Source organism: Blastococcus sp. TF02-09 (assembly GCF_003319105.1).
Classification (GTDB): domain Bacteria; phylum Actinomycetota; class Actinomycetes; order Mycobacteriales; family Geodermatophilaceae; genus Blastococcus.
This window is the reverse complement of sequence record NZ_QOHH01000014.1, coordinates 1-24,668: the sequence shown is the minus strand read 5'-3', so window position 1 is coordinate 24,668 and position 24,668 is coordinate 1. Positions and strand designations below refer to the sequence as shown.

The following is a 24,668-nucleotide window of genomic DNA, read 5'->3' as shown; positions in this document are numbered from 1 at the left end:
CAGGGATCAGGCGGCGGGGGAGAGCAGGCGGGGACGGGCGGCGGCCCAGCCCACCACCAGCTGGAGGACGACGGCGGCGAGCATGAGCCCCAGGCCCGGCCCCCACGCCCCGGTCGCGTCGTGCAGCAGGCCCACGCCCAGCGGCCCGGTCGCGGCGAGCAGGTAGCCCACGCTCTGCGCCGTCGCCGAGAGCCGGCCGGTCTGCGCGACGTCGCGGCTGCGGGCGACGATCAGCATCATCGACAGCGGGAACGCGATGCCGCTGCCGATCCCGTAGAGCGTCGCCCACAGCAGGGGTGCCGCCGCCGGGGCCCCGAGCAGCCCGACGATCGCGGCGATCGCGGGCAGCGCGCCGGCCAGCACCCACGCCTGCTGACCCGGGCGCCGGCCGGCCAGCCCCGGGACGACCAGCGCGAGCGGCACGGCGAGCCCGGTGGCGACGGCGAGCAGCCCACCCGCCGCGACGGAGGAGACGCCCGCCTCCGCCTCGAGCACGTCGGCCAGCCACGTGAGCATCGCGTAGAACGACAGCGACTGGAACCCGAAGTACAGCGTGACCGCCAGCGCCACCCGGTCGCGCAGGATCGCCGTCCGGGCCCCGGACGGTGCGTCGTCCGGCCGCGGGGCGCCGCGCCGGGCCCGGGTGAGCAGCGCCATCGCCAGGACAGCAGCCAGCACGAGCACGCCCCAGAGCACCAGGCCCGCGGTCGGGCCGCCGGCGGCGGCGGACAGCGGCCGGGCCAGGCCCGCGCCGACCGCGGCCGAGCCGGACATGGCCGCCGTGATCAGCCCGAGGACGACGGCGGCACGGGCGCCGTACTCCGCGCGGGCGACGGCGGGCAGCAGCACGTTGCCCACCGCGATGCCGCCGCTGAGCAGGACGGTGCCGGCGACCAGCCCCGGAGCGCCGGCCACCCGGAGCAGGATGCCGACGGCGATCAGCACGACGCCCAGGAGGACGGCGCCGTGCACGCCGAACCGGGCGGCCAGCGCCGGCGCGAACGGTGAGACCAGGGCGAAGCAGACCAGCGGCAGCGCCGTGACGACGGACAGCCCCCCGGTCGACAGCCCCAGCTCGTCGCTCAGCTCGCCCAGCAGCGGCCCGACCGCGGCGAACGGCGCCCGCAGGCACAGGGCGACCAGGACGAGCACCGCGGCCGGCGCGACGACCCACCACCAGCGGCTCGACCGGCGTTCCCTGCCGGCTTCCACCGGCGCTCCCAATGACACGTGCCCCCCGTCCGGCCGTACGGCGCACGGCGAGACCTCCATCATCGGCCCGCCCCGCATCCGGCCGGCGAGTGACCCCCTGGGGGGAGACGGGCTCAAGCGGCCCGGGGCGCCGGCCGAGGGGGGGATCATGCGGTTCTCGTCCCGTCCGGCCCGACGCCGTCGTGGCACGCCCCTGTGGGCGTACCTGACGGCGCTGGTCCTGGTGCCGCTGCTGGGCGTGGTCGCACTGACCGGTGCCATCGTGCGCATCGCGGTCGACGAGGCCGACAGTGCAGCACGGTCGGAGGCGGCGATCGGTGCACTGGCCCGGCTGCACGCCGCCCGCAGCGCCGTCATCCGCGAGATCGTCCCGACCCTGACCCTGGTGATCATCGACAGCCCGAGCAACGCCACCCTCCTGGGCGTCGGCAGCGACGTCGTCACCGGGCTCCGGGACGGGGCCGCGACGCTGCTGCGCGACACGCGGGCAGCGACCGACGCAGCCTTCGACGACATCCGAGGCGACTCCCTCACCGCTGCCGGAGCGGCCGCTGCCGCCCGGCGGATCGGCTGGGTGCGCGCCGCCGCCGACGGCTCCGCTGCCGGCCCGAGCGACCTGTACCGCGACTTCCTCGCGCTGGCCGACGACCTGGCGGCCGCCCAGACCCGGGCCGCCCGCGCGGCCGGTGCCGAGCACGTGCCGGTCGCCACGACGGCGGCCACCGCCGACGCGCAGCTCGTGGCGAACCTGGCCACGGCTGCGGCCCGGATGGTGCCCGAGTTCATCGGCACGCAGCTGGTAGGGGTCGCCGGCGTGGACGAAGGTTCGTGGCAGGACGAGTGGAAGGACTACCTGCACGCGAAGGAGGACCTCGCCGATCTCACCCAGCCCGCACTCGCGGCGCGCTGGCGGGAGCTCTCGACCGCTCCTGAGACGGCCACGATCGATGCGCTGCTCGCCGACCACGCCGACGGCTCCGCCGAGACGCTGGACGTGCCGCGGCTGGTCTCCCTGCTCGGGCTGGCGACCGCCCGCGACGCGGCCCTGACCGCTCTGCTGGACGACGCCGTGAACAAGGCGCAGGAGCTGTCCGCGGCCGACCACGCGGCGGCCACCGGACGGCGGGACCTGCTGCTGTCGGTCGCCTTCGGGCTGGTCGTGATCTCGGTGGCCGGCGCTGTCTGGCTCGGCCGCGGGGTCTCCCGGGCGCTCGGGCGGCTCGCCGACCAGGCCGCCCAGATCAGCCAGGGGCAGCTGGTGGAGATCACGAGGACCGGCCCGCGCGAGGCACGCACCGTGTCCGCGGCGCTCGCCGCGACCGTGGCGGGGCTCCGGCGCATCCAGGCCCAGGCCGCCGCGGTCACCCGCGGCGACCTCTCCGCCCCTGTGCTCGCCGAGCCGCTGCCCGGCCCGCTGGGCCAGCTGCTGCACGCCTCGGTCGAGCAGCTGGTCGACTCGGTCCGCGACCGCGAGGAGCTGCAGACGGCGCTGGCGCACCAGGCCGCCCACGACCCCCTCACCGACCTCCCCAACCGCACGCAGGCCCGCGCGCTCACCGTCGCCGCTCTGCACCGCGGCCGCCGCTCCGGCACGATGACCGGCCTGCTGTTCGTCGACCTCGACGGGTTCAAGTCGGTCAACGACCGGCACGGCCACGCCAGCGGGGACACCGTGCTGCGCGTCATCGGCGACCGGTTGCGCTCGGCGCTCCGGCCGGGCGACGTCGTCTGCCGGCTGGGCGGCGACGAGTTCGTCGTCGTGGTCGAGGGCGTCGTCGCCGAACGCGACCTCGTGGAGCTGGCCGAGCGGCTGATCACCACGGTCAGCCGGCCGGTCCGCCGGTCGGGCGCGGAGTTCCGGGTCGGCGCGAGCGTCGGCATCGCGGTCACCCAGGACGGCGGCATCGACGCCGACGCCCTGTTCGCCGAGGCGGACGCCGCGGTCTACCGCGCGAAGGAGCGCGGCCGGGGGCGCGTCGAGCTGTTCGACGAGACGCTCCGGGCCCAGCTGTCCGCGCACACCGACCTGGAGACGGCGCTGTCGGCCGGACTGGCCGCGGGCGAGTTCCAGGTGCACTACCAGCCGGTCGTCGCCCTGGACTCCGGCCGGCTCGACGGCTTCGAGGCGCTGGTGCGCTGGGACCGCCCCGGGTCCGGCCCGGTGCCGCCCAGCGAGTTCATCCCGGTGGCCGAGAGCAGCACGCTGATCTGCGACCTGGACCGATGGGTGCTGCACGAGGCGACCCGGCAGCTCGCCGAGTGGCGGCGCACCGACCCGGCGGCGGCGGGCCTCACCGTCGCGGTCAACATCTCCGGCCGGCACCTCGCCGACCCGCGCGTCGTCCGCGACGTCACCGACGCCCTGCTGGCCTCCGCGCTGCCGCCCGAGCTGCTGGTCGTCGAGGTCACCGAGACGGTCCTGGTCAACGAGCCGGCCGCGTACGGGCACCTCGTCGCGCTGCGCGAGCTGGGCGTGGCGGTCGCCATCGACGACTTCGGCACCGGCTACACCTCCATCGGCCAGCTCGCCGGCATGCCGGTGGACACGCTGAAGATCGACCGCAGCTTCATCTCCTCGGGCTCGTCCGGCCACGCCGAGCTGGTCGCGCTGATGATCCGCGCCGCGCACACCTTCGGCCTGACCGTGGTCGCCGAAGGTGTCGAGGAGGACGCCCAGCTGGCGTGGCTGCGCGACCAGCGCTGCGACTTCGCCCAGGGCTACCTGCTGTCCCGCCCGCTGCCGGCCCCCGCCGCGGGGGCCGCCCTGCGGGAGCTGCTCGCGCCGACGCCCTGAGCCGCTCGGTTCGCGCGGGGACGGGCGGATCGTCGGTACGTTGGGCGCGGTGAGCGCGGTCCTCTCTCCCGCCACGCCCACCCGTGCGCTGCGGCGTGCCCGGGTGGCCGTGGCCGTCTGCTTCGCCCTCAACGCGATCTTCTACGCCAACCTCGTGCCCCGGCTGCCCGAGCTCCGGGACGACCTCGGCCTGTCCAACAGCGCCCTGGGCCTGGCGCTGGCCGGGGTGCCGCTGGGTGCGCTCGTGCTCGGCCCGGCCGCCGCGGTGCTGGTCCGCCGGTACAGCTCGGGCCTAGTCGCCTCCTACGGCTCGATCGTGCTGGGCATCGGGGTCGCCGCGGTGGCGGTGGCCCCCAACTGGCCGGTCCTGGCTGCGGTCCTGGTCGTCGTCGGGGGGATGGACGCGATCGTCGACGTCGCCCAGAACGCCCACGGCCTGCGGGTCCAGCGGGGCTACGGCCGGTCGATCCTCAACGCCCTGCACGGGCTGTGGAGCCTGGGCGCCGTCGCCGGTGGACTGCTCGGCTCGGCCGCGGCCGGCCTCGGCATCCCGCTGGGCTGGCACCTCGGGGTCATGGCGGTCGTGTTCGGCCTGGTGGCGCTGGCGATCGCCCGCTGGATGCTGCCCGGGCCGGACACCGCGGAGCCCACCGAGCCGCCGGCGGACCTCGCGGCTCCCGGCGGTCGCAGCGCCCGGCGGGGCGCGGTGCTGGCGCTGGCCGTGCTCGGCACCCTGGCCGCGGCGGCGGCGTTCGTGGAGGACTCCGCCTCCTCGTGGAGCGCCATCTGGCTGCGGGACGACCTCGCCGCGACGGCGGCGGTCGCCGGCCTGGGCTTCGTCGCCTTCCAGGTCGCCATGACCCTGGGCCGGCTGACCGGGGACCGGGTGGTGGACCGGTTCGGTCAGCGCCGGGTCGCCCGGATCGGCGGTGCGGTGGTGGCGTCGGGTGTCGGGCTGATGCTCGCCGTCCCCACCGTGCCGACGACGCTGCTCGGGTACGCCCTGGCGGGAGTGGGCGTGGCCACGCTGGTGCCGGCGGTCTACGCCGCGGCCGACGGCCTGCCCGGGCTGCGGCCGGGGGTCGGGCTGACCGCCGTCAACTGGCTGCTGCGCATCGGGTTCCTCGTCTCCCCGCCGCTGGTCGGCCTGATCGCCGACCTCACCGGCCTGCGTGCCGGCCTGCTGGTGGTCGTCGTCGCCGGCCTGCTCGTGCTCGTGCTGGGGCGCTCACTCCGCACGACCGTCTCCCCGGTCGAGGGCACCGGCTAGCCTCGGTGCCGCCAGGAGGGCTCGCCTAGTGGCCGATGGCGGCGGTCTTGAAAACCGCTATGGGGTAACACCCATCGTGGGTTCGAATCCCACGCCCTCCGCTCCTGCGTCTCCCGGGATCAGCGGGGATGCACGGTCACGGACACGAATCGGTGGTCGCCGAGCGCGAGCCGGCACGTCCGGGCGTCGCGCGATTCCAGGCCGGCCGGGCCGAGCACGTGGTCGAACTGCACGCGCGGCGCCGTCGCCGGGTAGCTCGGCTCGGCGACCAGCCGCGTGGCGCCGAAGACGCGCGCCGGCACCGGCCCGACCAGGTTGAGGTCGCCGGCCAGCACGACCGGCCCCGGGAGGCGGGCGCACCAGCGGCGCAGCCGGAGCAGCTGGCGCACCGCGGTGTGCGGGGCGAAGGAGAGGTGGGTGGCGACCACGGTGCAGTGCTCCAGCTCGGCCGCGATCGCCAGCCGCGGCTCGTCGGGGAACCACCACAGGTGGGTCCGCCCGGTGCGGGGGTCCGGCGCCTGCAGCGGCAGCCGGGCCCGGCCGGCGCCCAGCCCCAGCACCGACCAGCGGCGGACCGGCAGGCGGCTGACCAGCGCGATCCCGTAGTGCGGCCCGCTCGGCGCCCGGTCGGGGCCGCACAGCACCGGCGGGTCGGCCGGCGTCCAGGTGCGGAACGGGCCGGGCGTGCCGGCCAGGGCGGGGGCGAACCGCCAGTCGACGGCGTCCAGCCCGGCGGCCACCTCGGCCGGCTGGTCGACGCCGTGCGACCGGGGCTGGTCGACGTCGACCTCCTAGAGGGCGAGCACGTCGACGTCCAGCTCGGCGACGGCGGCCCGCAGCGCCGCGGCGTCGACCGAGCGGCCGCCGCCGTCCCGGCCGGAGGCGAGGTTCAGCGTCCCGATCCGCAGCGCCTGCACCGGGCTCACGCTAGGGCCGCGGTCGAGCGCCCCCGACAGTGGGCGCGGATGCGTCATCCCGGCCGCCAGGACGACACATCCGCGCACCCGGTCGCGGCGGCCCGAGACCTGCGACACGCCACGCAGCAGCGCCCGATCCAGGTCACCGACGGTCCACGAGGCCTTTTCACGCTGGTCAGGGGGGTGTTTGTCGACAAGGCGCCGCCCCGGAGGCAGGGTCACCACACCCCCGGCGGGGCTCCCGCAACGATCAGGTGACGGGGCGGTCACATGCGTGTCCGGGACCGCCGATGGAGAAGCCGGAGAGCCCTAGCGTCTGCCCTGTCCGCGACACTTCCCCGTCGCGGCGTAGGCGCTGAGGAGACCCGCGTGACCATGGGCGCGACGCTGGTGTGGCCGGCAGTTGTGGTGCTGGGGTTCTGTGTCTTCACCGCGGTGGTGGTGGTGCTGGCCGCCAGTTCCACCGCCCGGTACGAGTTCGAGCGCAACGGGGCGCGGCAGCCCCAGCGCGCCGCGACGCCGCGGTCGGCGAACCATCCCGCGGGCCGTCGTGCCCCCGGCCGGCCGGTCGAGACCCCGGCGGCCCCGACGCGTACGGCGCAGGCGAGCAGCGTCGCCGTCCGGCCCGCCCCGGCGGCGGTGGCCGAGGGCGGCCCCACCTGGTGGCTCGTGGGGGAGACGGCCCAGGTGCTGGCCGGCCCGTTCGCCGACCGGCTCGACGCCGACTGGGCGGCCTTCGCCGACGAGCTGTCCGCCGTCTCGGTCTTCGGCACCCGGCGCACCGACGGCACCGTCAAGCCCAAGCCGTCGCCGGAGGAGCGCGCCTGGCTGGGTGAGCTGGGCCGCCACCTGGACCGGCTGCCGGCCGAGTGGGACGACCTGCTCACCGACACCGACCCGCTGACCACCCTCGTCGTCGAGGTCGCCGCGGCCCTGGTCGAGGCCGGGCTCCCGCTGCACGACGCCGGTGCGACGCAGTCCGGCGGAGGGGTGTGCCTCGTGCCCGACCAGGACGCCGGCGGGCTGCTGGTCAGCTGGCGGCCGCACGACCGGATGAGCCTGCAGCAGTCGCGCGGCGCCACCGCCGACGAGGCCGTGCAGCGGCTCATGAACGCCGCGATCCTCGACGTGCTGGAGCAGCTGGGCTTCGTGGTGGAGGAGGCCGGCTCGACCGCCTGCGCGCTGGTCACCGCCCTGCGCTGAGCCTCCGCCCGAACCGTGCGGTCAGACGGGTTCAGCGCTCAGCTGGTTGGTGTGCCGCAGGACCAGCTCGCCGCCGTCCTCGGCGAAGCGGATGCGCAACCGGCGCAGCAGGTCCAGGCCGGCGTCGTCCGCGGCCTGCACCCCGGCGAGGTCGACGACGACGCGGCGGTGGCCGCCCTCCCGCAGCGCGCGGGCGGTGCCCCGCAGCAGGTCGGCCCCCTGGGCGCTGAGGTGCCCGCTGGCCCGGATGACGCCGACCCGCCGGTCCACGGTCTCCGACAGCATCACGCCACGCCCCGGCCGCTCTCCAGCCGCAGCACGCGCTCCAGCCCGGTGCGGTGCAGCAGGTCGAGGGTGCGCCGGTTGGCGCCCCGGAGGACGACGGTGCCGCCGCGCGCTCGGCAGATGCGGTGCGCCCACAGCAGGCTGGCCACCGCGGTGCTCGACAGGTGCTGCACCCGGGTGAGGTCGACCAGCAGCCGTCGCGCCCCGGCCAGCAGCGCGTCGTGCAGCAGCCAGCGGACGTCGGCGAGGCCGTCGGCGAACAGGGCGTCGTCGAGCCGGATGGTGACCTCGTCCCCGATCCGGTCGACCCGGCTGCCTGCGGCGACGCGGGCAGCGGCGGTGGTGGTCATGCAGCGGCTCCTTGGTCGCCGGGTGCGGGAGCTCCACCCTCGCGCCGCCGTGTTGCGATTCGCCGGGACGCTGCTTTGCGATCCCGTGACGGTCTCGCCGGCCGAGGGGGACCGTCCCGGGGCGGTGGCAGCATGGCCGCCGTGCCCCTGCGTCTGCTGGTCGTCGAGGACGACGACTCGATCCGCACCGCGCTGCGGTGGGCGCTGGAGGACGAGGGCTACGACGTCGCCGAGGCCGTCTCGGGCGAGGACGCCGTGCGGGCGGTGGCCGTCGCCGCGCCCGACCTGATGGTCGTGGACCTCATGCTCGGCTCGATGGACGGGTACGCCGTGATCCGCGAGGTCCGGCGCAGCCGCGACCTGCCGATCATCGTCATCAGCGCGCGGGCCGACACCGACGACATCGTGGCTGCGTTGGAGGCCGGCGCCGACGACTACGTGACGAAACCGTTCGAGGTCAAGGAGATCACTGCGCGGCTGCGGGCGCTGCGACGGCGGGCCGGCAGTGCCGCTCCGGAGCGCGGCCCGGAGGAGGTCGTGCTCGACGCCGACCCGGCCGGCCCGCTGGTGCTCAACGAGGCCCGCGGCACGGTGCACCGCGGTGCCACGCAGGTGCCGCTGACGCTCACCGAGTTCCGGCTGCTGTGCGAGCTGGCCGCCTCGCCGGGCCGGGTGTTCAGCCGCCAGGCGCTGCTCGAGCGGGTCTGGGAGCACGGCTTCTTCGGCGACGAGCGCATCGTCGACGTCCACGTCCGGCGGCTGCGCACCAAGGTGGAGATCGACCCGAGCGCGCCGCGGCTGGTGATCACCGTGCGCGGGCTGGGCTACCGGCTGGACCCGCGATGAGGCTGGACCCGCGGTGAGGCTGGCGCTCGGGCCGCGCGGGCTCCGGGCGCGCATCGTCCTGGGCTTCGCCGCGGTCACGCTGCTGGTGTCGGTCGTGCTGGTCACCGCCACCTTCCTGCTGGCCCGCAGCTACCTGCTGGACCAGCGCGAGGCCTCGCTGACCCGCCAGGCGTTCGCCGACGCCAACGTGCTCAACAGCCGGCTGGCCACCGCCGGCACCGACGTGGGCGACCTGCTGGCCGAGCTGGTGCCCTCCGGCGGATCCGACGTGGTGCTGCGCAGCGGCGACGCCTGGTACTCCTCCACCCTGGACGTCGGCGCGCGCGACGTCCCCACCGACCTGCAGGAGATCGTCGCCGGCGGCGAGGCCGGCACCGTGCGCATCGACGCCCCCGACGGCCCGGCGCTGGTGGTCGGGGTGCCGCTGCGCGCGGCGGGCGTGGAGTTCTACGGCGTCGGCCGGCTCACCGAGCTGCGGCAGGTGCTGGCGACGCTGTCCGTGGTGCTCGCCGCCTCGGCGGTCGCCGCCACCGCGGCGGGCGCGGGCTTCGGGGTGTGGGCCAGCCGGCGCGCGGTGCAGCCGCTCGAGCAGGTCGCCGGCGCCGCGACCCGAATCGCCGGCGGCGAGCTGGCCACTCGGCTGCCGCCGACCGACGACCCCGACCTGGTCGGCATCGTCGCGGGCTTCAACAGCATGGTCGACGCGCTGTCGGCCCGGATCGAGCGCGACGCCCGCTTCGTCGGCGACGTCAGCCACGAGCTGCGCAGCCCCCTGACCAGCCTGGTCACCAGCGTCGAGGTGCTCGCCGGCCGCCGCGCGGAGCTCTCGCCGCGGGCCGGGGAGGCGCTCACGCTGGTCGAGGGCGAGCTGCGCCGGTTCCGCCGGATGCTGGACGACCTGCTGCAGCTGGCCCGGCTCGACGGCGACGCGAGCGCCGCGCCCGGGACGGCGGTGTCCCTGACGGCGCTGGCCCGCGAGGTGCTGGCGGTGACCGGCCGGCCGGGCGGGCTGCTCGAGGGCGATCCGGACGGGCGGACCGTGGTGCTGGCGGACAAGAACAGCTTGGAGCGGGCCGTGCGCAACCTGCTGGACAACGCCGACCGGCACGCCGGCGGTCCGCTGCGGGTGGTGGTGCAGCGGCGGGAGGACGCCGTCGTCCTCGCGGTGGACGACGCCGGGCCCGGGGTGCCGGTGGAGGACCGCGAGCGCATCTTCGAGCGGTTCGCCCGGGGCGCGGGAGCCGCCCGCCGCTCGCTGCCCGGCGCCGGCCTCGGGCTGGCGATCGTGGCCGAGACCGCGGCCCGGCACGGCGGCGCGGCCTGGGTCGCCGACGGTCCCGACGGCGGCGCGCGGTTCTGCCTCTCCCTGCCGGCGGTGGGCCCGTGACCCGCCGCGCCGTCCCCGTCCTGCTCGCCGCCCTGGCCGTCCTCGCCGGGTGCGGCGTGCCGACCGGCGGCGAGCCCTCGACGATCGCCGCGAGCGACGTGCCCTACGGGCTCGCCGAACCCGCGCCGTCGTCCGCGCCGTCGTCGCCGCCGGATGCCGTCGTGGACGCCTCGCTCGTCCACTGGGTCAGTGCCTCGGACAGCCTGGTGCCGCGGGTCCGCGAGGTCAGCGGGACGACGCGCCGCGCGCGACTGGCCGACCTGCTCGAGCAGCTCGCCGACGGGCCCACCGGCGCCGAGCGCGACGAGCAGCTGTCGACGGCGCTGCCCCCGGAGGTCCGGCTGAGCGTCACCGGGGTGGACGGCGGAACGGCGACGATCGACCTGGACGCGCCCGCGGAGGCGCCGGTGGGGGTGTCGGGGCGGCTGGCGGTCGCGCAGATCGTGCTCACCGCCACCAGCGTGCCGGGCGTGGACGCCGTCCTCCTCCAGCTGGCCGGTGAGCCGATCGAGGCGCCGCTGCCCGACGGGGAGCTGACCGACCGCCCCCTGACCGCGGCGGACTACGCGGCCACCGCAGCGGCGCCCCCGGCGCCGGCCGCCGCCGTCCCGGCGGAACCGCCGGTCCCGGCGCCACCGAGCTGACGGTCCGGCCGAGTGGTCAGCGGAGCCGGCGGGCCGCGGCGGCGAGGGTCGGCAGGGTGAGCCGGCCGTCGGCCAGCCCCAGGGCGACGACGTCGTCGAACACCCGCTGGTCGGCGGCGGCCGCCCGGAACGCGGCGTCCATGATCCGCGGCCACCGGCTCAGCAGCGAGGCCGCCGAGGAGTGCCGCAGGTGCCGGCCCAGCCGACGGCGCAGCGCCCGGCGGTAGGCCTGCCCGGCCGCCGCTCCGGAGACCGCGGCGGCACCGGCGAGCGCGCCGGAGAGGACCGCGTAGAAGATGCCCTCGCCGGTCAGCGGATTGATCAAGGACGCGGCGTCGCCGGCCAGGAGCACCCGCCCGTCGGGCTGGCGTGGGCGCTCGGTCGACAGCGGCAGGCGGTGCGCGCGCAGGCCGTCGGGCTCCACCCCGGGCAGCAGTCGGTGCAGCCCTTCGACCAGCGCCGTCCGGCTGGCGCCGCCGGAGACCAGCTCCCCGTAGCCGACGTTGGCCCGGCCGTCGCCGAGCGGGAACGACCAGGCGTAGGCCGGCCAGCGCTGCTCGGTCGTGGCGATGACCTGGACCCCGCGCTGCCCGGGCAGCTCCGGTGCGTAGCCGCGCAGGGCCACCGCCATCCGGTCCGGCCGGTTGGGGGCCAGGCCCAAGGCACGGCGGACGACGGACTCCGCGCCGTCGGCACCGATGACGACGTCGGCGGTCAGCGCGTCGTCGATCTCCACCCGGCGGCCGTCGTCGCTCAGCCGGCGCACCTGGTGCCGGCGCAGCTCCGCGCCCGCGGCGAGCGCGGCGTCCACGATGCGGGCGTCGAGGATCCGCCGGGGCACGGTGTGCGCGGGGCGGTGCATCGCCCGCTCGACGGCGGCGCCGCCGGGGGAGCGCATGCGCAGCCGCGGTACGGGGGCGAAGCCGTCGGTGAGCACGGCCGGGTCGGCGCCGAGTCGCTGCAGCACGTCGAGCGCCTCGGGGGCGATGCCGTCGCCGCACACCTTGTCGCGGGGGAAGTCGGCGCGGTCCAGCAGGAGCACGCGGGTGGCCGGCGCGGCCCGGCGGGCGGCGAGGGCGGCCGCGGCACCGGCCGGTCCCGCGCCCACGACGACAACGTCCCAGTGCTCCACGGCCGCGACGCTACGGGTCCTGCCCCGCGCACGCCTTGGCCGGGCAGCGACGCGGAGGGACCTCGTTCGACAGGCGCCAGGGACGTCCTCTACGGTAATGCCTATGGAATTGGTCGAGTTAGTGCGGAATGTGCTCACGGCACGCCGCCACGTCGACCTGCTCCGGTGCGCGAGCGCGCTCTGTCCGGCCTGACGCCCTCCGAGCCACCCGTTCGCCCCCTCATCCCCGGAGTTCCCGCATGACCCTGCTCGCTGCTCCTCCCACCGCGCCCGCTGCACCTGAGGCCACCACCGGTCTGGTGTTCGAGCGCCTCGAGCCGACCATCGGAGCCCGCGTCCACGGCGTGGACCTCGCCCGCGCGACCGATGACCAGGTGCGCGACCTGCGCGCCGCCCTCGCCCGGTACAAGGTGCTGTTCTTCTCCGGCCAGCACGACCTGCACCCCGACAGCCAGATCGCGCTCGGGCGCCGGCTGGGTGAGGTCACCGAGTCCCACCCCGTCGTCCCGGGCGTCGACGAGAACCACCCGGAGATCTACGAGCTCGACAGCAACACCGGTGGTTTCGCCGACATCTGGCACACCGACGTCACGTTCGTGCGCCGCCCTCCGCTGGGCTCGATCCTCCGCGCCGTCGTCCTCCCGCCCACGGGCGGCGACACGCAGTGGGCCGACCTGGAGCTGGCCTACGACTCGCTCAGCGAGCCGGTGCGCCGCGTGGCCGACCAGCTGGTGGCCGTGCACGACGGCACCCGCGAGTGGGGTTACTACCTCGCCCAGCGCCAGGAGCGCACCCAGTGGGAGGGCGAGGAGTTCACGGCCCTCGTGCCGATCGAGCACCCCGTCGTCCGCGTGCACCCCGAGACCGGCCGCCGGAGTCTGTTCGTCAACCCCGGCTTCGTCTCCCACATCGCCGGCGTCTCCGACGCCGAGAGCCGTCACCTGCTCGACCTCTTCTACGCCCACATCACCAAGCCGGAGCACATCGTCCGGCACCGCTGGTCGGTCGGCGACGTCGTTCTGTGGGACAACCGCTCGACGGTGCACTACGCCAACCGCGACTACGGCAACCAGCGGCGGGTCATGCACCGAATCACTCTTCGGGGTGACCAGCCGGTGGCTCCGGTGCCCGCCTGACCTGCACGACCGCCGAAAACACGAGACGCTCTTCCCGAACACGCGGCACGGCGCAGGCTCCCTCCGGGGAGCCTGCGCCTCGCCGCGCGCTGACCGACGTCGGGACCCCGACGGTCCCGGACCCCCTTCATGAGAGAAGACCCATGCTGTCCACGAACCTCCGCCCCCGGGCGTCCGCGGTGGCCCTGGCCGCCCTCCTGACCACATCGGTCGCCGCCTGCACGGCGGAGGAGGGGGGCGGCGGTGGCGGTGGCGGCATCACCGTCCAGACCGCGCAGTTCAGCTGGACGGCCGCCGGGCTGACCAACGGCATCCTCAGCGAGATCGCCGCCGACAACCCGGACCTGGGCGTGGCCTCCCTCTCCACCACGCAGCTCGACCCGGCCGCCGCCTGGACGGGTGCGCAGCGCGGGGACATCGACCTGCTGACCGAGGTCGCGCTCCCCAACCAGCAGGAGCTTGCCGACAAGGCCGCCGATCAGGTCGACATCGTGTCGGAGACCTACGGCGAGGCGGCCCAGGGCTGGTTCGTCCCGGCCTACGCGGTGGAGGCCGGCGGGCCTCTGGAGGGGCTGACCAGCGTGGACCAGCTCAACGACTACGCCGACCAGCTCGGGAACAAGTTCTACGACGCCGACCCCGGTTACATCACCACCGAGCAGAACCGCAAGCGCCTCGACGGCTACGGCATCACGCTGGAGCAGGTCGTCTCGAGCGAGTCGGCCGAGCTCGCGCAGCTGGAGAACTCCTACAGCCGCGAGGAGCCGATCGTGCTGTACCTGTACCACCCCCACGCGGTCTTCGCGCAGTACGACATGGTGCAGCTCGAGGAGCCCACGCCCTACAGCGACGGCTGCCTGACCACCGGCGACGGCGCCTGCGCGATGCCCTCGTACAGCGCCAACATCGCCGCCAGCAAGGAGCTGCAGGAGGACGCGCCGAACTTCGTCGCGCTGCTGGAGAACCTGCGCATCTCCGTCGACGAGATGGAGGAGATGCAGAAGGCGGTCGACGTCGACGGCGAGGACGTCAGCACCGTCGCGCGGCAGTGGGTGGACGACCACGCCGACGAGATCGACGAGTGGATCGGCTGACCGTGACACCGGCGCTGCAGGTGTCCGGCCTGACGAAGGTCTTCGGCGGCCGGGAGGCCGAGGCGCTGCGCCTGGCGTCCGACGGGCTCGGGCGCGACGAGATCCAGCGGCGCACCGGGGCCACGCTCGCGGTGCACGACGTCAGCTTCTCCGTCGAGCGCGGTGAGCTGTTCGTGATCATGGGGCTGTCGGGCTCGGGCAAGTCGACGCTGGTGCGCCTGCTCAACCGGCTCATCGAGCCCAGCGCCGGCACGGTCGAGGTCGACGGCAGGGACCTCCGGGCGCTGACCGACGACCAGCTGCGGCAGGTGCGCAACGAGAAGATGAGCATGGTCTTCCAGCACTTCGCGCTGCTCCCGCACCGCTCGGTGCGGGAGAACGCCGCGTACGCCCTGAAGATCCGCGGGGTCGGCGGGGCCGAGCAGCGCGAGCGCGCGGACTGGGCGCTGCGCACCGTCGGCCTCCTGGAGCGGGCCGAGGCCCGGCCCGACCAGCTGTCCGGCGGCATGCGCCAGCGCGTGGGCCTGGCCCGGGCGCTGGCTGCCGACTCCGAGATCCTGCTCATGGACGAGCCGTTCTCGGCGCTCGACCCGCTGATCCGCCGTGACATGCAGGACCTGCTGGAGCGGCTGCAGTCCGAGCTGCACAAGACCATCGTCTTCATCACCCACGACCTCAACGAGGCCATGCGGCTGGGCGACCGCATCCTCATGCTCAAGGACGGCCGGACCGTCCAGCTGGGCACCGGCCCGGAGATCATCTCCGCGCCCGCCGACGACTACGTCGCCGACTTCACCTCCGACGTCGACCGCACCCGGGTGCTCACCGCCGGTGACCTCATGCGCGAACCGCGGATGACCGCGCACCTCGGCGATCCGGCGGCCGACGTGCTGCGGGCGCTGGGCTCGGCGGAGGCCAACGGCGTCTACGTCCTGGACGACGCGGGCCGGGTGGTCGGGGTGGCGCGCGACGACCTGCTGGCCCGCGCGCTGCAGGAGGGGCGCACCAGCCTGGACCACCGGTCGCTGGTCGCCGAGCACGCCAGCACGACGGCCGACCGTCCCGTCGTCGAGTTCGTGCACCTGCTGGGTCGCCACCCCGTGCCGCTCGGAGTCGTCGACGGCGACGGCCGGCTCCTGGGGGTCGTGCCGCGGGCCGCGGTGCTCGACGCGCTGTCCGCCGTCCCGGTCCGTGGAGGTGCCCGGTGATCCCGCACGTGCCGATCGGTGAATGGGTGGCCGACGCCATCGACTGGCTGCTGGCCACCGTGCCGTGGCTCTTCGACGCCATCTCCGAGGTCATGTCGACGATCGTCACCAGCCTCACCGACGTCCTGACCACGCCGGCGCCGGTCGTCTGGGTGGTGGTGCTCGCGGTCATCGCCCTGCTGGTCCGCGGCCCCTGGCTGGCGCTGTACGCGGTGGCGGCGTTCCTGCTCGTGGTGTCGCTGGAGCTGTGGGTCGAGACCATGCAGACCCTGGCGCTCGTGCTGGTGGCGGCGCTGATCGCGGCGGCCATCGGCATCCCGGTCGGGGTCCTCGCGGCCCGGCACCGGGCGGTGAGCATCGCCGTCCGCCCGGTCCTGGACTTCATGCAGACGACGCCGGTCTTCGTCTACCTGATCCCCGCGGTGTTCTTCTTCGGCGTGGGCGTCGTCCCCGGTGTGGTGGCCACCATCCTGTTCGCCATCCCGCCGGGGGTGCGGCTGACCGAGCTGGGCATCCGTCAGGTCGACCGGGAGGTCGTCGAGGCCGCGCAGGCCTTCGGTGCCCGGCCGGGGCAGATCCTGCGCGAGGTCCAGCTGCCGCTGGCGCTGCCCTCGATCATGGCCGGCGTCAACCAGGTGATCATGCTGGCGCTGTCGATGGTCGTCACGGCGGGCCTGCTCGGCGCGGCCGGGCTCGGCGCCGTCGTGGTGCGCGCGGTGACGCAGCTCGACGTCGCCGCGGGAGTCGAGGGCGGCCTCGCCGTCGTCCTGCTGGCGATCTACCTCGACCGGCTCACGGCCTCCTTCGGGCAGCAGACCGCGCTGTCCCGGGTGCTCGGCACCCGGCGGCGGAGCCGGGCGGCCCGCGCCGAGGACGACGCGCCGGCGCGGCCGGCCGTGGAGGAGCCCGCCCTCAGCGCCCGCTGAGGGCGCGTTCCGCGGCCAGGAGGGCGCGCCAGCCGTCGCGGTCGTGGTCGACCGGCTGCGTCTCGGCGATGAAGTCCAGCAGCACGTCGGCGAAGCGGTCGGGTTCGGCGAGGTGCGGCCAGTGGCCGGCGTGCGGGAAGACCTCGACCCGAGCTGTCGGCACCAGCCGGCGCACGGTCTCGGCGTGGGCGACGGGGACGATCGGGTCGCGGCTGCCCCACACGACCAGCATCGGGATGGCCTGGGCGAGGTAGAGCCGGTCGACGGCCGTCACTGACTGCCCCCCGGCATCGACGACGCTGCGCAGCGTCCGCAGGAACGCCCGGCGGGCCTCCGCGTGGGAGAGCGCCAGCATCGCCTCACCGGCCTCGGCCAGATCCTGGGCGCGGGTCCAGCCGATCGCCCGCCCGACGGCGTCCAGTGCCCGCAGCCCCGAGCGCAGCGGCAGGGGCAGGCGGGTGAGTGCGGTCAGCACGGCCTCGCTGCCGGGCATGCTGGCCGCACGCAGACCCAGCGAGAGCTCGGGACCCAGGCCCCCGCTGCCCACGAGGGCCAGCCGCTCGCAGCGCTCGGGGAACTGGTAGGCGAACTGGAGCGCGATGCCGCCGCCGAGGGAGTGACCCACGACCGTCACCTGCTCGATGTCCAGCACCGACAGCAGGTCGCGCATGCCGTTGGCGTAGCCGGCGATCGAGTAGTCGCCGCGGGGCTTGTCCGAGGAGCCGTGACCGAGCAGGTCGGGGGCGATCACCGTGTGCGAAGCCGCCAGCCGGTCGACGACGCCGGCCCACGTCTGCGCGCTGTTGCCGATGCCGTGCAGGAGCAGGAGCGGCGGTCCCTGCCCGGCGCGGACGAACGCCCGCCGGTGCCCGTGCACCACTCGGGTCTCGCGGGGGAGCGGCGTCGACGGCATCGCTCCAGTGCACCACGTTCCTGTTGCCGCCGGGTTACGCCAACCTCTGGACTTTCGGTACAGAAAGTCCGGAGGGAGTCAGGTCAGGACGACGACGGGGCCGACCACTTGCGCGCGGGGTGCCGGTAGCCCTCCACGAAGCGCAGCAGCTCGCCGGCGTCGCGCACCACGCCCAGCGCATCGAGCCGGGCCGCGTCGAGGTAGCCGTCGTCCACCATCCGGCGGAGCTGGCCGAGCAGCGGCTGCCAGAACCCGTCGACGTCGACCAGCGCCGTCGGCTTGGCGTGCAGGCCGAGCATCCCCCAGGTCCAGGCCTCGAACAGCTCCTCGAGGGTGCCCGCGGCGCCGGGCAGCGCCACGAAGACGTCGGCCAGGTCGGCCATGACGGCCTTGCGCTCGTGCATGGTCTGCACGACCTCCAGCCGCGGCAGGCTGGTGTGCGCGACCTCGTCGTCGACCAGGTGCTGCGGCATGACGCCGATGACCTCGCCGCCGGCCGCCAGCGCGGCATCGGCGACGACGCCCATCAGCCCGACCTTGCCGCCGCCGTAGACGATGCCAACCCCGGCCCGGGCCAGCCCGGTGGCGAACTCCGCCGCCGCCCGGGCGTGGCTCTCGGGGCCGGCGTGCGACCCGGTGAAGACGGCGACCCGCACCTGTCAGCCGCCGTAGTAGCGGTACACCGGCTCCGCGATGCAGACCGGCTTGTCGCCGCCCTCGCGCTCGATGACGCAGGAGAAGGTGAGCTGCTTCCCGCCGGCGATGTCCTCGATGTTGGTGAGCGTGGCGGTCAGCCGCACCTTCGAGCCCACCGGCACCGGCGAGGGGAAGCGGACCTTGTTCAGGCCGTAGTTCACGCCCATGACGGTGTCGGTCACCCGCAGCACGCCGCCGAACAGCGGGACGAGCAGCGACAGCGTCAGGTAGCCGTGGGCGATCGGGCCGCCGAAGGGGCTCTCCTTGGCGGCGCGCTCGGGGTCGACGTGGATCCACTGGTGGTCGCCGGTCGCGTCGGCGAACAGGTTCACGTGCTCCTGCGTCACCTCGTACCACTCGCTGGTGCCCAGCTCCTGGCCGACGAGTCCGGGCAGCTCGGCCATGGTCGTGGTGGTGCTCATCGAGAGGTCCTCCGTCGGGGTCGTGCTGAGGGTGTCGCACTGGAACCTACGTCCCGGCCCCTCCGGCGGTGAGCGCGCCTGCTCGCGGGCGCTGGTTCGTCGCGCCTACCCGCCCAGGGCGTCCTCGGCGAAACCGATCTCCATCGAGGTGATGCAGTGGGGGAAGGTCTCGAAGACCGCTGCCCGCTCGGGTGAGGCGTTGTAGGTCTCGACCCGTTCGGTGAAGGCCGCCTCGTCGCCGTCGAAGGCCACGGCCCAGGTGAAGGTGTCGTGCTCCCGCTCGGCGACGGCGAACAGCACCCGGAAGCCGTACTGCTCCCGGACCGGGACGAGCGCGGGGAACCAGGCGAGGAAGTCGTCCATCCGGCCCGGTTCGACGACGTAGCGGCGCAGCTGCACGGTGGTCATGGCCCGATCCTGCCCGGCGCGCTGGCCGAGCCGCGCGGACACCGGGTTCACTGGGCGCGTGGCGTTCTTCTCGACAGACGGCTGGACCTCGTGCGCGCTGGGCCACAAGCACTGGGGCCGGGCGGGGGCAGCGGGGCTCCTCCTGCACCGCGACGGCGACGACGGCCCGGAGGTGCTCCTGCAGCACCGCGCGCTGTGGTCGCACCACGGCGGCACGTGGGGGACGCCCGGGGGTGCGCTGCACGCGGGGGAGCAGGCCCACGTCGGTGCGCTGCGGGAGGTGCGCGAGGAGCTGGGGCTGGACCCCGAGGACGTCGTCCTGGGTGCCTGCTCGGTCGACGACCACGGCGGCTGGGCGTACACGACCGTCCTGGCGCGCCCGGCCCGGCCGATCGACCCGCGCGAGCTGCGCCTGGACGGCGAGAGCGACGGCGTGGGCTGGTGGCCGCTGGCCGATCTGGGCGCCGTCGACCTGCACCCCGGGCTCGCCGCCTCGCTCCCGCGGTTGCTCCCCCTGCTGGCGGCCGCCGTTCCGCAACGGGACGGGACACGCCGGACGGAGGAGTAGCGCAGGGTGAACATGGGCAGGTGGCCTCGCAGGTCCCAGCCCGACCGTCCCGAGGAGCCCGCTTGCCCCGCCACGCCGCCCCCGAGCCCCCGCCGCCGCCCACGCGCGCCGTCGGCGCCACGGCGACGACGGCGACGGCCTCCACCGGCGACCGTCGCCGGGTGCGCGCCCTGCTGCTGCTGGCGCTGGCCTGTGCCGCGCTGTTGATCGCCGCGCCCGTGGCCATCGTGCTGTCGCCCGGCGCGACGGACGCCGCGGGCCGGGACGCCGAGGTCTACACCCCGGACGAGAACGGCTCCGACGGGTCCGACAGCGACGACGGCGACGACGGCGGCGTGCAGTCCACCTTCGCGCCGCTGCCGGACGGAGCGGTCCCTCCCGCGCCGGGCGCACCGGGACTGGACCCCGCGGCCAGCATCACCCCCTCGGCTCCCGCGGCCGACGACGCCGGTGCCGCTGCCGGCGCGGACCCCGCAGCGGGCTGGACCGCCGGGACGGGCGGCGGGACGTCGGGCAGCGCTCCGCAGGCCGGCGGCTCCGGGTGGACGCAGCCCGGCACCAGCCGGATCCCGGTCCTGCCCTCCAGCCCGGCGGGGTCCTCGAGCCAGCAGCCTGCCCAGCAGCCGCCGGCCGGCCAGCCGTCCGGGGGCTCGCAGACCGGTGGTTCGCAGAGCGGTGGCACGCAGAGCGGCGGCACCCAGACGGGCGGGTCGCAGCCGCCTCCGCCACCGCCTCCGTCCAGCTCGCAGCCCGTCCAGCCACCGGCGAAGGACTGCGTCTGCGAGGTGCTGGCGCCGGTCGTCGAGCCGCTGACGGACACCGTCGGCGGCGTGACCGGCGGGCTGCTCGGCAAGTGAGGCGAGCGGTCGCGGCCGGTGCCGGCTTTGTAGAGTGCGCTGCATGAGCGCCCGCGACGACGTCTCCGAGATCTTCGACAGCTCCGCCTGGCGCCCGGTCGAGGGCTTCGACTTCGCCGACATCACCTACCACCGGGCCGTCGACGCCGGTGTCGTCCGCATCGCGTTCGACCGGCCGGAGGTGCGCAACGCGTTCCGGCCGCAGTCGGTCGACGAGCTGATCACCGCGCTCGAGCACGCGCGGCTGTCCACCGACGTCGGGTGCGTGATCCTCACCGGCAACGGCCCTAGCCCCAAGGACGGCGGTTGGGCGTTCTGCTCGGGCGGCGACCAGCGGGTGCGCGGTAAGTATGGCTACGAGCACGCCCAGGGTTCGAGCGGGCGGCTGCACGTCCTGGAGGCGCAGCGGCTCATCCGCTTCATGCCCAAGGTGGTCATCTGCGTCGTCCCCGGGTGGGCGGCCGGCGGCGGGCACAGCCTGCACGTCGTCTCCGACCTGACCCTGGCCAGCGCCGAGCACGCCCGGTTCAAGCAGACCGATGCCGACGTCGGCAGCTTCGACGGCGGGTTCGGGTCGGCGTACCTCGCGCGGCAGGTCGGGCAGAAGTTCGCCCGCGAGATCTTCTTCCTGGGCGAGGAGTACACCGCCGCGGAGGCGCACGCGATGGGGATGGTGAACCGCGTCGTCCCTCACGCCGAGCTCGAGGCGACCGCGCTGGAGTGGGGCAGGACGATCGTGGCCAAGAGCCCGACCGCCCAGCGGATGCTCAAGTACTCGTTCAACCTGATCGACGACGGGCTGGTCGGCCAGCAGCTGTTCGCCGGCGAGACCACCCGGCTGGCCTACATGGCCGAGGAGGCCGTCGAGGGCCGGGACGCTTTCCTGGAGAAGCGCGACCCGGACTTCACCCGCTTCCCCTGGCACGTGTGACGGACTTTCGGTACAGAAAGTCCCTGCGGGGCTCCGGACTTTCGGTACCGAAAGTCCCTGACGAGTGGGAGACGGCATGATCGTCGAGGTGGTGACGGGTGCCGGGGAGCGTCCCGAGGCGCGGGTGGTCGACATCGACGACCTGAGCCGGTGCGTGCTGGCCCTGGGGCAGGTCACCGACGAGGAGGCGGCCGAGGCGCTGGAGCGCTCCGGGCTCGGCCGGATGCAGGACGCCGAGACCGCCCAGCTGGACGCCGCGGCCCTGCGCGCTGCCGCCGAGCCCCGCGCCACCGCCCCGGACTGGGCGGCGCAGTGGGACGCGATGGTCGAGCGGGCCCGCGGCGAGGACCGGCTCTCCCCGGACGGTGCGAGCATCCGGGTGCAGGTGGAGTCCGCGGCCGGCGCCTGACCCGCCGGGGATCGGGCCCCGCCGGGGAACGAATCCCTTTTCCTCCGCAATACCAGGGCCAAAGGTCATTGTGGTGACTCCACTGTCGCGCCAATATGTCGCGGTGCAGATGATCAGCCAGGTCAGAGGCCCGTCGTGAGCGGAACCCCGGGGCGCCCGTTGAGCGCCGAGTTGTCCGAGCAGCTCCTGGCGGTGACGGTCGAGATCCTGGCCGACGAGGGCTGGGGCCGGCTCAACAGCGACCGCGTCGCCGCCCGCGCCCGCGCCGGCAAGGCCGGCATCTACCGCCGGTGGCCCACCATGGCCGCCCTCGCCCACGCGGCGGTGGGCCGGTTCCGCCTGGTGGCGACCCCCGAGGACACCGGCTCCGTTCGCGGCGACCTGCGCGCGCTCGCCGACCACTGGACGAGGCCGCTGGACCGCGAGGAGCGCGCCGCGGCCAGCATCCTGGGTGCCGCCCGCCACGACCAGCAGCTGCGTGCGGGGCTGGAGCAGGCGCTGGTGCAGCCGCTCGCCGCGGCGGTCGCCGCCATCGGCGAGCGTGCCCGGGCCCGCGGTGAGGAGATCGACGACGAGCGGCTGGGGCTGCTCTACTCGGTGCTCGAGGCCTTCTGGTGGCAGCGCTTCACCGCGGCCGGCGACGGCGCTCTGGTCGCCGACCACGTCGAGCGGGTCGTGGACGAGGTGCTCTGCCCGCTGGTCGAGCCGGAGGACGTGCCGGTCGCCCTCTGAGGGGGTGCCGGTCAGCCGGCGCGGCGGTCCTCCGGCAGCTCCGGGAGGTCGGACGGCTCGCCGACGAGGCCGTGGAAGCTGCCGAAGCCGGTCTGCATGTACCCCAGCAGCCGGTCGCCCAGCACCTCCGCGGCCTCGGCGGCCTCGGTGGCCTCGAGCCCGTCGCGGACGCGGACCCGGTTCTCCACGAGGAGCACCCGCACCGCGGCCAACCACATGGCGGCGGTCAGCCGTGCGGAGATCGCCGGGTTCGGCGGGGCGCACTCGCCACCCTCCGCCGGCTGCTGCCACGCCGCGAGCAGCGCCTCGGCGAGCCGGCGCTCGGACGTGAACACCAGCCTCCGCTCGAAGGTGCGCAGCGTCGGGGAGGCATCCAGCGTGACCCAGTAGTCGCGCTGGTCCGGGCAGCTCATCGACGTGAGCTGGCGGGTCATGAACGCGAGCAGGTAGGCGCGCAGCGCGGACAGCGGGCTGACGCCCACGGCGCGGTCGCGCACCGCGGCCGCGATGCCCTCGACCCACGGCACGCGGCCGTCGAAGAAGAGGTCCTCCTTCGTCGTGAAGTGGTTGAAGACCGTCTGGACGGCGACGTCTGCCTCGCGGGCGACGTCGGCGATGGTGACGGCGTCGAATCCGCGCGACGCGAAGAGGCGGTGGGCGGTGGTGCGGACCAGCTCCCGGGTCTGCGCTTTCTTCTGGGCGCGACGGTCTCCAAGATCACTCACTGTGCAAAGGTTAATGACCGAACGTGTTCGGCGCATCGGCACTGGTCAGGGCCGTAGAGCGCCCCGGGGTGCCTCCGCCGGGGCGTGCCAGTCGCCCAGGACGGCCCGCGCCCACGACTCCACGAGCACACCCAGGTCGATGACGTCGAGGTCGGCGGCGACGTCGGCGATCGTCGTCGTCCACACCGGGGGCGGGCCGGACCGGCGCGCAGCGCTCCCGCCCAGCTCGCTCTCCAGCAGGTCGAGCGCGGCGGAGACCGACGACGGGTCGCCGGGGACGGGGTGCTGGGCGGCGTAGGCGGCGTCGGCGAGGCGCGCCGTCGCGGCGGCCCCGGCGTCGGCGGAGGCCTCCTCGTGCGGTCCGCGCAGCGTGACGTCGAACAGGCGGGCGCAGGACGGGGAGGCGCCTGATCTCGGCGGGGCGCCGGTGGGAACGGGGGCCAGGACGGCGCCGCAGCCCGGGCACACCTCGGTCGCGGGATCGGGCAGGGGAGGTGTGGACATCCGCACGATCGTGCCGCACGCCGGAGCGGCCCGCGGCACGGACGCGGAGAAGCAGGACGTCGGTTGGGCGGCGCGCGGGCTGGGCAGCCCCGCGGCATGAGTTCTCCGCGCATCGCCGTCCTCGACGTGGACGGCACCCTCGTCGACACCAACTACCAGCACGCCCTCGCCTGGTACCGAGCCCTCCGGTCGCTGGGCGAGACGTTCCCGGTCTGGCGCATCCACCGGCTGATCGGCATGGGCGGCGACCAGCTGGTCGCCGCACTGGGTGGGGACGACGTCGAGGAGCGGATCGGGGACGCCGCGCGCGAGCGCTGGGTGGAGGAGGTCGACCCGATGATGGGCGAGACGGCGCTGCTGCCCGGCGCCCGGGAGCTCATCGTGGCGCTCAAGGAGCGGGGCCACCGGGTGGTGCTGGCCAGTTCGGGCAAGCCGCACCACGTCGACCGCGCGCTCGACCTGCTCGACGCCCGCGACCTCGCCGACGCCTGGACCACCAGTGACGACGTCGAGCGGACCAAGCCGGCGCCGGACCTGCTGCAGGTGGCGTTGGAGAAGCTGGGCGAGCCGGCGGACGCTCCGAGCGTGGTGATCGGCGACTCGGTCTACGACGTCGAGGCCGCCAAGAACGCGGGGATGCCGGCGATCGTCGTCCGCTCCGGCGGCTTCGGCGACGACGAGCTGCGCGAGGCCGGCGCCCTCGCCATCTACGACACCCCGGGCGACCTGGCCGCCGCGCTGGACGACCTCGACCTGCTCTGACCCTCCACCGACAGTCGGCCCTGCCCACAGGTGTGGGCAGGGGCCGACTGTCCGCTGAGCACGCTCTGCCTCTGCTTGCCCCCGTAAGCAGAGGCAGAGCGCCGGCAGACAGGGTCTCCGCACAGTCGGGCTCTGCCCCGCGGACGTGGGCAGAGCCCGACTCTCCGCAGCACACCTGGCGTCGGGCCCGCTTTTCCGCGGAAAAGCGGGCCTCGGGTTCAAGGGGTCGATGCAACACCCCAGCAGATCGGGGTGGTGTCGATGGGGCGTCCGCGGATGCCGAGGGAGATCGAGCGCAGGTTCTGGCGGTTGATCGCCCAGGGTTGGTCGACCGAGC

Annotated in this window: 28 protein-coding genes and 1 tRNA gene; 17 read left to right on the top strand and 12 right to left on the bottom strand. The window is 75.0% G+C overall.

Annotation, left to right across the window (positions count from 1 at the left end):
• Window positions 1–6: 6 nt before the first annotated feature.
• Window positions 7–1,212, bottom strand: a complete 1,206-nt coding sequence (locus tag DQ239_RS18060; protein WP_233489465.1) for an MFS transporter — start codon at window positions 1,210–1,212, stop codon at window positions 7–9.
• Between the two features lie 148 nt (window positions 1,213–1,360).
• On the opposite strand from DQ239_RS18060, the gene DQ239_RS18055 reads away from it, so the two are divergent.
• From DQ239_RS18055 to DQ239_RS18045, 3 genes are all read left to right on the top strand, one after another.
• On the top strand, window positions 1,361–4,006 hold the full coding sequence (locus DQ239_RS18055) for an EAL domain-containing protein (RefSeq protein ID WP_113835806.1): 2,646 nt from the start codon (window positions 1,361–1,363) through the stop codon (window positions 4,004–4,006).
• Window positions 4,007–4,055: 49 nt separating this feature from the next.
• The gene (locus tag DQ239_RS18050) at window positions 4,056–5,276 is read left to right on the top strand and encodes an MFS transporter (protein ID WP_113835805.1); all 1,221 of its coding nucleotides are present in this window, start codon (window positions 4,056–4,058) and stop codon (window positions 5,274–5,276) included.
• Window positions 5,277–5,290: 14 nt separating this feature from the next.
• Window positions 5,291–5,377, top strand: a tRNA-Ser gene (locus DQ239_RS18045).
• A gap of 18 nt (window positions 5,378–5,395) precedes the next feature.
• On the opposite strand, the gene DQ239_RS18040 is transcribed toward DQ239_RS18045, so the two are convergent.
• Together DQ239_RS18040 and DQ239_RS21220 are read right to left on the bottom strand one after the other, a co-directional pair.
• The gene (locus tag DQ239_RS18040) at window positions 5,396–6,016 is read right to left on the bottom strand and encodes an endonuclease/exonuclease/phosphatase family protein (protein ID WP_233489464.1); all 621 of its coding nucleotides are present in this window, start codon (window positions 6,014–6,016) and stop codon (window positions 5,396–5,398) included.
• A 51-nt stretch (window positions 6,017–6,067) separates the two neighbouring features.
• Window positions 6,068–6,193: a hypothetical protein gene (locus DQ239_RS21220; protein ID WP_255411256.1), complete on the bottom strand. Its 126-nt coding sequence runs from the start codon at window positions 6,191–6,193 to the stop codon at window positions 6,068–6,070.
• 375 nt (window positions 6,194–6,568) lie between these two features.
• Between DQ239_RS21220 and DQ239_RS18035 the strand changes: the two genes are divergently transcribed.
• A complete protein-coding gene (locus DQ239_RS18035) occupies window positions 6,569–7,396 on the top strand; it encodes a hypothetical protein (RefSeq protein ID WP_113835882.1) in 828 nt (275 codons plus the stop codon).
• A gap of 21 nt (window positions 7,397–7,417) precedes the next feature.
• On the opposite strand, the gene DQ239_RS18030 is transcribed toward DQ239_RS18035, so the two are convergent.
• On the bottom strand, window positions 7,418–7,681 hold the full coding sequence (locus DQ239_RS18030) for an STAS domain-containing protein (protein WP_147252162.1): 264 nt from the start codon (window positions 7,679–7,681) through the stop codon (window positions 7,418–7,420).
• Window positions 7,681–8,031, bottom strand: a complete 351-nt coding sequence (locus DQ239_RS18025; RefSeq protein ID WP_113835803.1) for an STAS domain-containing protein — start codon at window positions 8,029–8,031, stop codon at window positions 7,681–7,683. Before DQ239_RS18025 ends, DQ239_RS18030 begins: the two co-directional genes overlap by 1 nt.
• A gap of 132 nt (window positions 8,032–8,163) precedes the next feature.
• Here DQ239_RS18025 and DQ239_RS18020 point away from each other — a divergent pair, with 132 nt between their 5' ends.
• The 3 genes from DQ239_RS18020 to DQ239_RS18010 are packed head-to-tail and all read left to right on the top strand — an operon-like array spanning window position 8,164 to window position 10,908.
• Window positions 8,164–8,877: a response regulator transcription factor gene (locus tag DQ239_RS18020; protein ID WP_304544248.1), complete on the top strand. Its 714-nt coding sequence runs from the start codon at window positions 8,164–8,166 to the stop codon at window positions 8,875–8,877.
• Window positions 8,878–8,890: 13 nt separating this feature from the next.
• A complete protein-coding gene (locus DQ239_RS18015) occupies window positions 8,891–10,264 on the top strand; it encodes an ATP-binding protein (RefSeq protein WP_113835802.1) in 1,374 nt (457 codons plus the stop codon).
• Window positions 10,261–10,908 carry a GerMN domain-containing protein gene (locus DQ239_RS18010; protein WP_158544891.1) on the top strand — a complete coding sequence of 216 codons (648 nt, stop codon included), beginning with the start codon at window positions 10,261–10,263 and terminating at the stop codon, window positions 10,906–10,908. The genes DQ239_RS18015 and DQ239_RS18010 overlap by 4 nt, the downstream gene beginning before the upstream one ends.
• A gap of 16 nt (window positions 10,909–10,924) precedes the next feature.
• Here DQ239_RS18010 and DQ239_RS18005 read toward each other — a convergent pair whose 3' ends face one another.
• Window positions 10,925–12,040 (bottom strand): geranylgeranyl reductase family protein, encoded by a 1,116-nt coding sequence (locus DQ239_RS18005; protein ID WP_113835801.1) that lies wholly within the window; start codon window positions 12,038–12,040, stop codon window positions 10,925–10,927.
• Between the two features lie 239 nt (window positions 12,041–12,279).
• On the opposite strand from DQ239_RS18005, the gene DQ239_RS18000 reads away from it, so the two are divergent.
• From DQ239_RS18000 to DQ239_RS17985, 4 genes are all read left to right on the top strand, one after another.
• Window positions 12,280–13,176, top strand: coding sequence for a TauD/TfdA family dioxygenase (locus DQ239_RS18000; RefSeq protein WP_113835800.1), 897 nt, complete (start codon window positions 12,280–12,282; stop codon window positions 13,174–13,176).
• Between the two features lie 143 nt (window positions 13,177–13,319).
• On the top strand, window positions 13,320–14,270 hold the full coding sequence (locus DQ239_RS17995) for a glycine betaine ABC transporter substrate-binding protein (protein WP_113835799.1): 951 nt from the start codon (window positions 13,320–13,322) through the stop codon (window positions 14,268–14,270).
• A 2-nt stretch (window positions 14,271–14,272) separates the two neighbouring features.
• The gene (locus DQ239_RS17990; RefSeq protein WP_113835879.1) at window positions 14,273–15,478 is read left to right on the top strand and encodes a glycine betaine/L-proline ABC transporter ATP-binding protein; all 1,206 of its coding nucleotides are present in this window, start codon (window positions 14,273–14,275) and stop codon (window positions 15,476–15,478) included.
• A complete protein-coding gene (locus DQ239_RS17985; RefSeq protein WP_113835798.1) occupies window positions 15,475–16,404 on the top strand; it encodes an ABC transporter permease subunit in 930 nt (309 codons plus the stop codon). Before DQ239_RS17990 ends, DQ239_RS17985 begins: the two co-directional genes overlap by 4 nt.
• On the opposite strand, the gene DQ239_RS17980 is transcribed toward DQ239_RS17985, so the two are convergent.
• From DQ239_RS17980 to DQ239_RS17965, 4 genes are all read right to left on the bottom strand, one after another.
• Window positions 16,391–17,317 (bottom strand): alpha/beta fold hydrolase, encoded by a 927-nt coding sequence (locus tag DQ239_RS17980; protein ID WP_113835797.1) that lies wholly within the window; start codon window positions 17,315–17,317, stop codon window positions 16,391–16,393. The two genes, DQ239_RS17985 and DQ239_RS17980, sit on opposite strands and share 14 nt — an antisense overlap.
• Before the next feature lie 83 nt (window positions 17,318–17,400).
• On the bottom strand, window positions 17,401–17,973 hold the full coding sequence (locus tag DQ239_RS17975) for a TIGR00730 family Rossman fold protein (RefSeq protein WP_113835796.1): 573 nt from the start codon (window positions 17,971–17,973) through the stop codon (window positions 17,401–17,403).
• Window positions 17,974–17,976: 3 nt separating this feature from the next.
• The gene (locus DQ239_RS17970) at window positions 17,977–18,435 is read right to left on the bottom strand and encodes a MaoC family dehydratase (RefSeq protein WP_113835795.1); all 459 of its coding nucleotides are present in this window, start codon (window positions 18,433–18,435) and stop codon (window positions 17,977–17,979) included.
• A gap of 105 nt (window positions 18,436–18,540) precedes the next feature.
• Window positions 18,541–18,843 carry an NIPSNAP family protein gene (locus DQ239_RS17965; protein WP_147252161.1) on the bottom strand — a complete coding sequence of 101 codons (303 nt, stop codon included), beginning with the start codon at window positions 18,841–18,843 and terminating at the stop codon, window positions 18,541–18,543.
• Window positions 18,844–18,901: 58 nt separating this feature from the next.
• Here DQ239_RS17965 and DQ239_RS17960 point away from each other — a divergent pair, with 58 nt between their 5' ends.
• From DQ239_RS17960 to DQ239_RS17940, 5 genes are all read left to right on the top strand, one after another.
• A complete protein-coding gene (locus tag DQ239_RS17960; protein ID WP_233489463.1) occupies window positions 18,902–19,411 on the top strand; it encodes an NUDIX hydrolase in 510 nt (169 codons plus the stop codon).
• Window positions 19,412–19,473: 62 nt separating this feature from the next.
• Window positions 19,474–20,268 (top strand): hypothetical protein, encoded by a 795-nt coding sequence (locus tag DQ239_RS17955; RefSeq protein WP_113835792.1) that lies wholly within the window; start codon window positions 19,474–19,476, stop codon window positions 20,266–20,268.
• A 43-nt stretch (window positions 20,269–20,311) separates the two neighbouring features.
• On the top strand, window positions 20,312–21,199 hold the full coding sequence (locus DQ239_RS17950) for a 1,4-dihydroxy-2-naphthoyl-CoA synthase (protein WP_113835791.1): 888 nt from the start codon (window positions 20,312–20,314) through the stop codon (window positions 21,197–21,199).
• Window positions 21,200–21,275: 76 nt separating this feature from the next.
• Window positions 21,276–21,608: a hypothetical protein gene (locus DQ239_RS17945; protein ID WP_113835790.1), complete on the top strand. Its 333-nt coding sequence runs from the start codon at window positions 21,276–21,278 to the stop codon at window positions 21,606–21,608.
• A gap of 135 nt (window positions 21,609–21,743) precedes the next feature.
• Window positions 21,744–22,340, top strand: a complete 597-nt coding sequence (locus DQ239_RS17940) for a TetR-like C-terminal domain-containing protein (RefSeq protein ID WP_113835789.1) — start codon at window positions 21,744–21,746, stop codon at window positions 22,338–22,340.
• Between the two features lie 11 nt (window positions 22,341–22,351).
• On the opposite strand, the gene DQ239_RS17935 is transcribed toward DQ239_RS17940, so the two are convergent.
• Entirely contained in the window at window positions 22,352–23,065 is a 714-nt protein-coding gene (locus tag DQ239_RS17935; protein WP_233489462.1) for a TetR/AcrR family transcriptional regulator, read from the bottom strand.
• Between the two features lie 45 nt (window positions 23,066–23,110).
• Complete coding sequence (locus DQ239_RS17930; RefSeq protein WP_113835788.1) at window positions 23,111–23,569, bottom strand: DUF5946 family protein; 459 nt, start codon at window positions 23,567–23,569, stop codon at window positions 23,111–23,113.
• A gap of 96 nt (window positions 23,570–23,665) precedes the next feature.
• Between DQ239_RS17930 and DQ239_RS17925 the strand changes: the two genes are divergently transcribed.
• Window positions 23,666–24,331 (top strand): HAD family hydrolase, encoded by a 666-nt coding sequence (locus DQ239_RS17925; protein WP_113835787.1) that lies wholly within the window; start codon window positions 23,666–23,668, stop codon window positions 24,329–24,331.
• Window positions 24,332–24,668 lie beyond the last annotated feature (337 nt).

Bases quoted from the DNA above. Each gene is read 5' to 3' on its own strand.
- DQ239_RS18055 (WP_113835806.1), top strand. From the start codon at position 1,361: ATGCGGTTCTCGTCCCGTCCGGCCCGACGCCGTCGTGGCACGCCCCTG.
- DQ239_RS18035 (WP_113835882.1), top strand. From the start codon at position 6,569: ATGGGCGCGACGCTGGTGTGGCCGGCAGTTGTGGTGCTGGGGTTCTGT.
- DQ239_RS18030 (WP_147252162.1), bottom strand. From the start codon at position 7,681: ATGCTGTCGGAGACCGTGGACCGGCGGGTCGGCGTCATCCGGGCCAGC.
- DQ239_RS18025 (WP_113835803.1), bottom strand. From the start codon at position 8,031: ATGACCACCACCGCCGCTGCCCGCGTCGCCGCAGGCAGCCGGGTCGAC.
- DQ239_RS18020 (WP_304544248.1), top strand. From the start codon at position 8,164: ATGGCCGCCGTGCCCCTGCGTCTGCTGGTCGTCGAGGACGACGACTCG.
- DQ239_RS18000 (WP_113835800.1), top strand. From the start codon at position 12,280: ATGACCCTGCTCGCTGCTCCTCCCACCGCGCCCGCTGCACCTGAGGCC.
- DQ239_RS17995 (WP_113835799.1), top strand. From the start codon at position 13,320: ATGCTGTCCACGAACCTCCGCCCCCGGGCGTCCGCGGTGGCCCTGGCC.
- DQ239_RS17980 (WP_113835797.1), bottom strand. From the start codon at position 17,317: ATGCCGTCGACGCCGCTCCCCCGCGAGACCCGAGTGGTGCACGGGCAC.
- DQ239_RS17970 (WP_113835795.1), bottom strand. From the start codon at position 18,435: ATGAGCACCACCACGACCATGGCCGAGCTGCCCGGACTCGTCGGCCAG.
- DQ239_RS17965 (WP_147252161.1), bottom strand. From the start codon at position 18,843: ATGACCACCGTGCAGCTGCGCCGCTACGTCGTCGAACCGGGCCGGATG.
- DQ239_RS17950 (WP_113835791.1), top strand. From the start codon at position 20,312: ATGAGCGCCCGCGACGACGTCTCCGAGATCTTCGACAGCTCCGCCTGG.
- DQ239_RS17945 (WP_113835790.1), top strand. From the start codon at position 21,276: ATGATCGTCGAGGTGGTGACGGGTGCCGGGGAGCGTCCCGAGGCGCGG.
- DQ239_RS17930 (WP_113835788.1), bottom strand. From the start codon at position 23,569: ATGTCCACACCTCCCCTGCCCGATCCCGCGACCGAGGTGTGCCCGGGC.
- DQ239_RS17925 (WP_113835787.1), top strand. From the start codon at position 23,666: ATGAGTTCTCCGCGCATCGCCGTCCTCGACGTGGACGGCACCCTCGTC.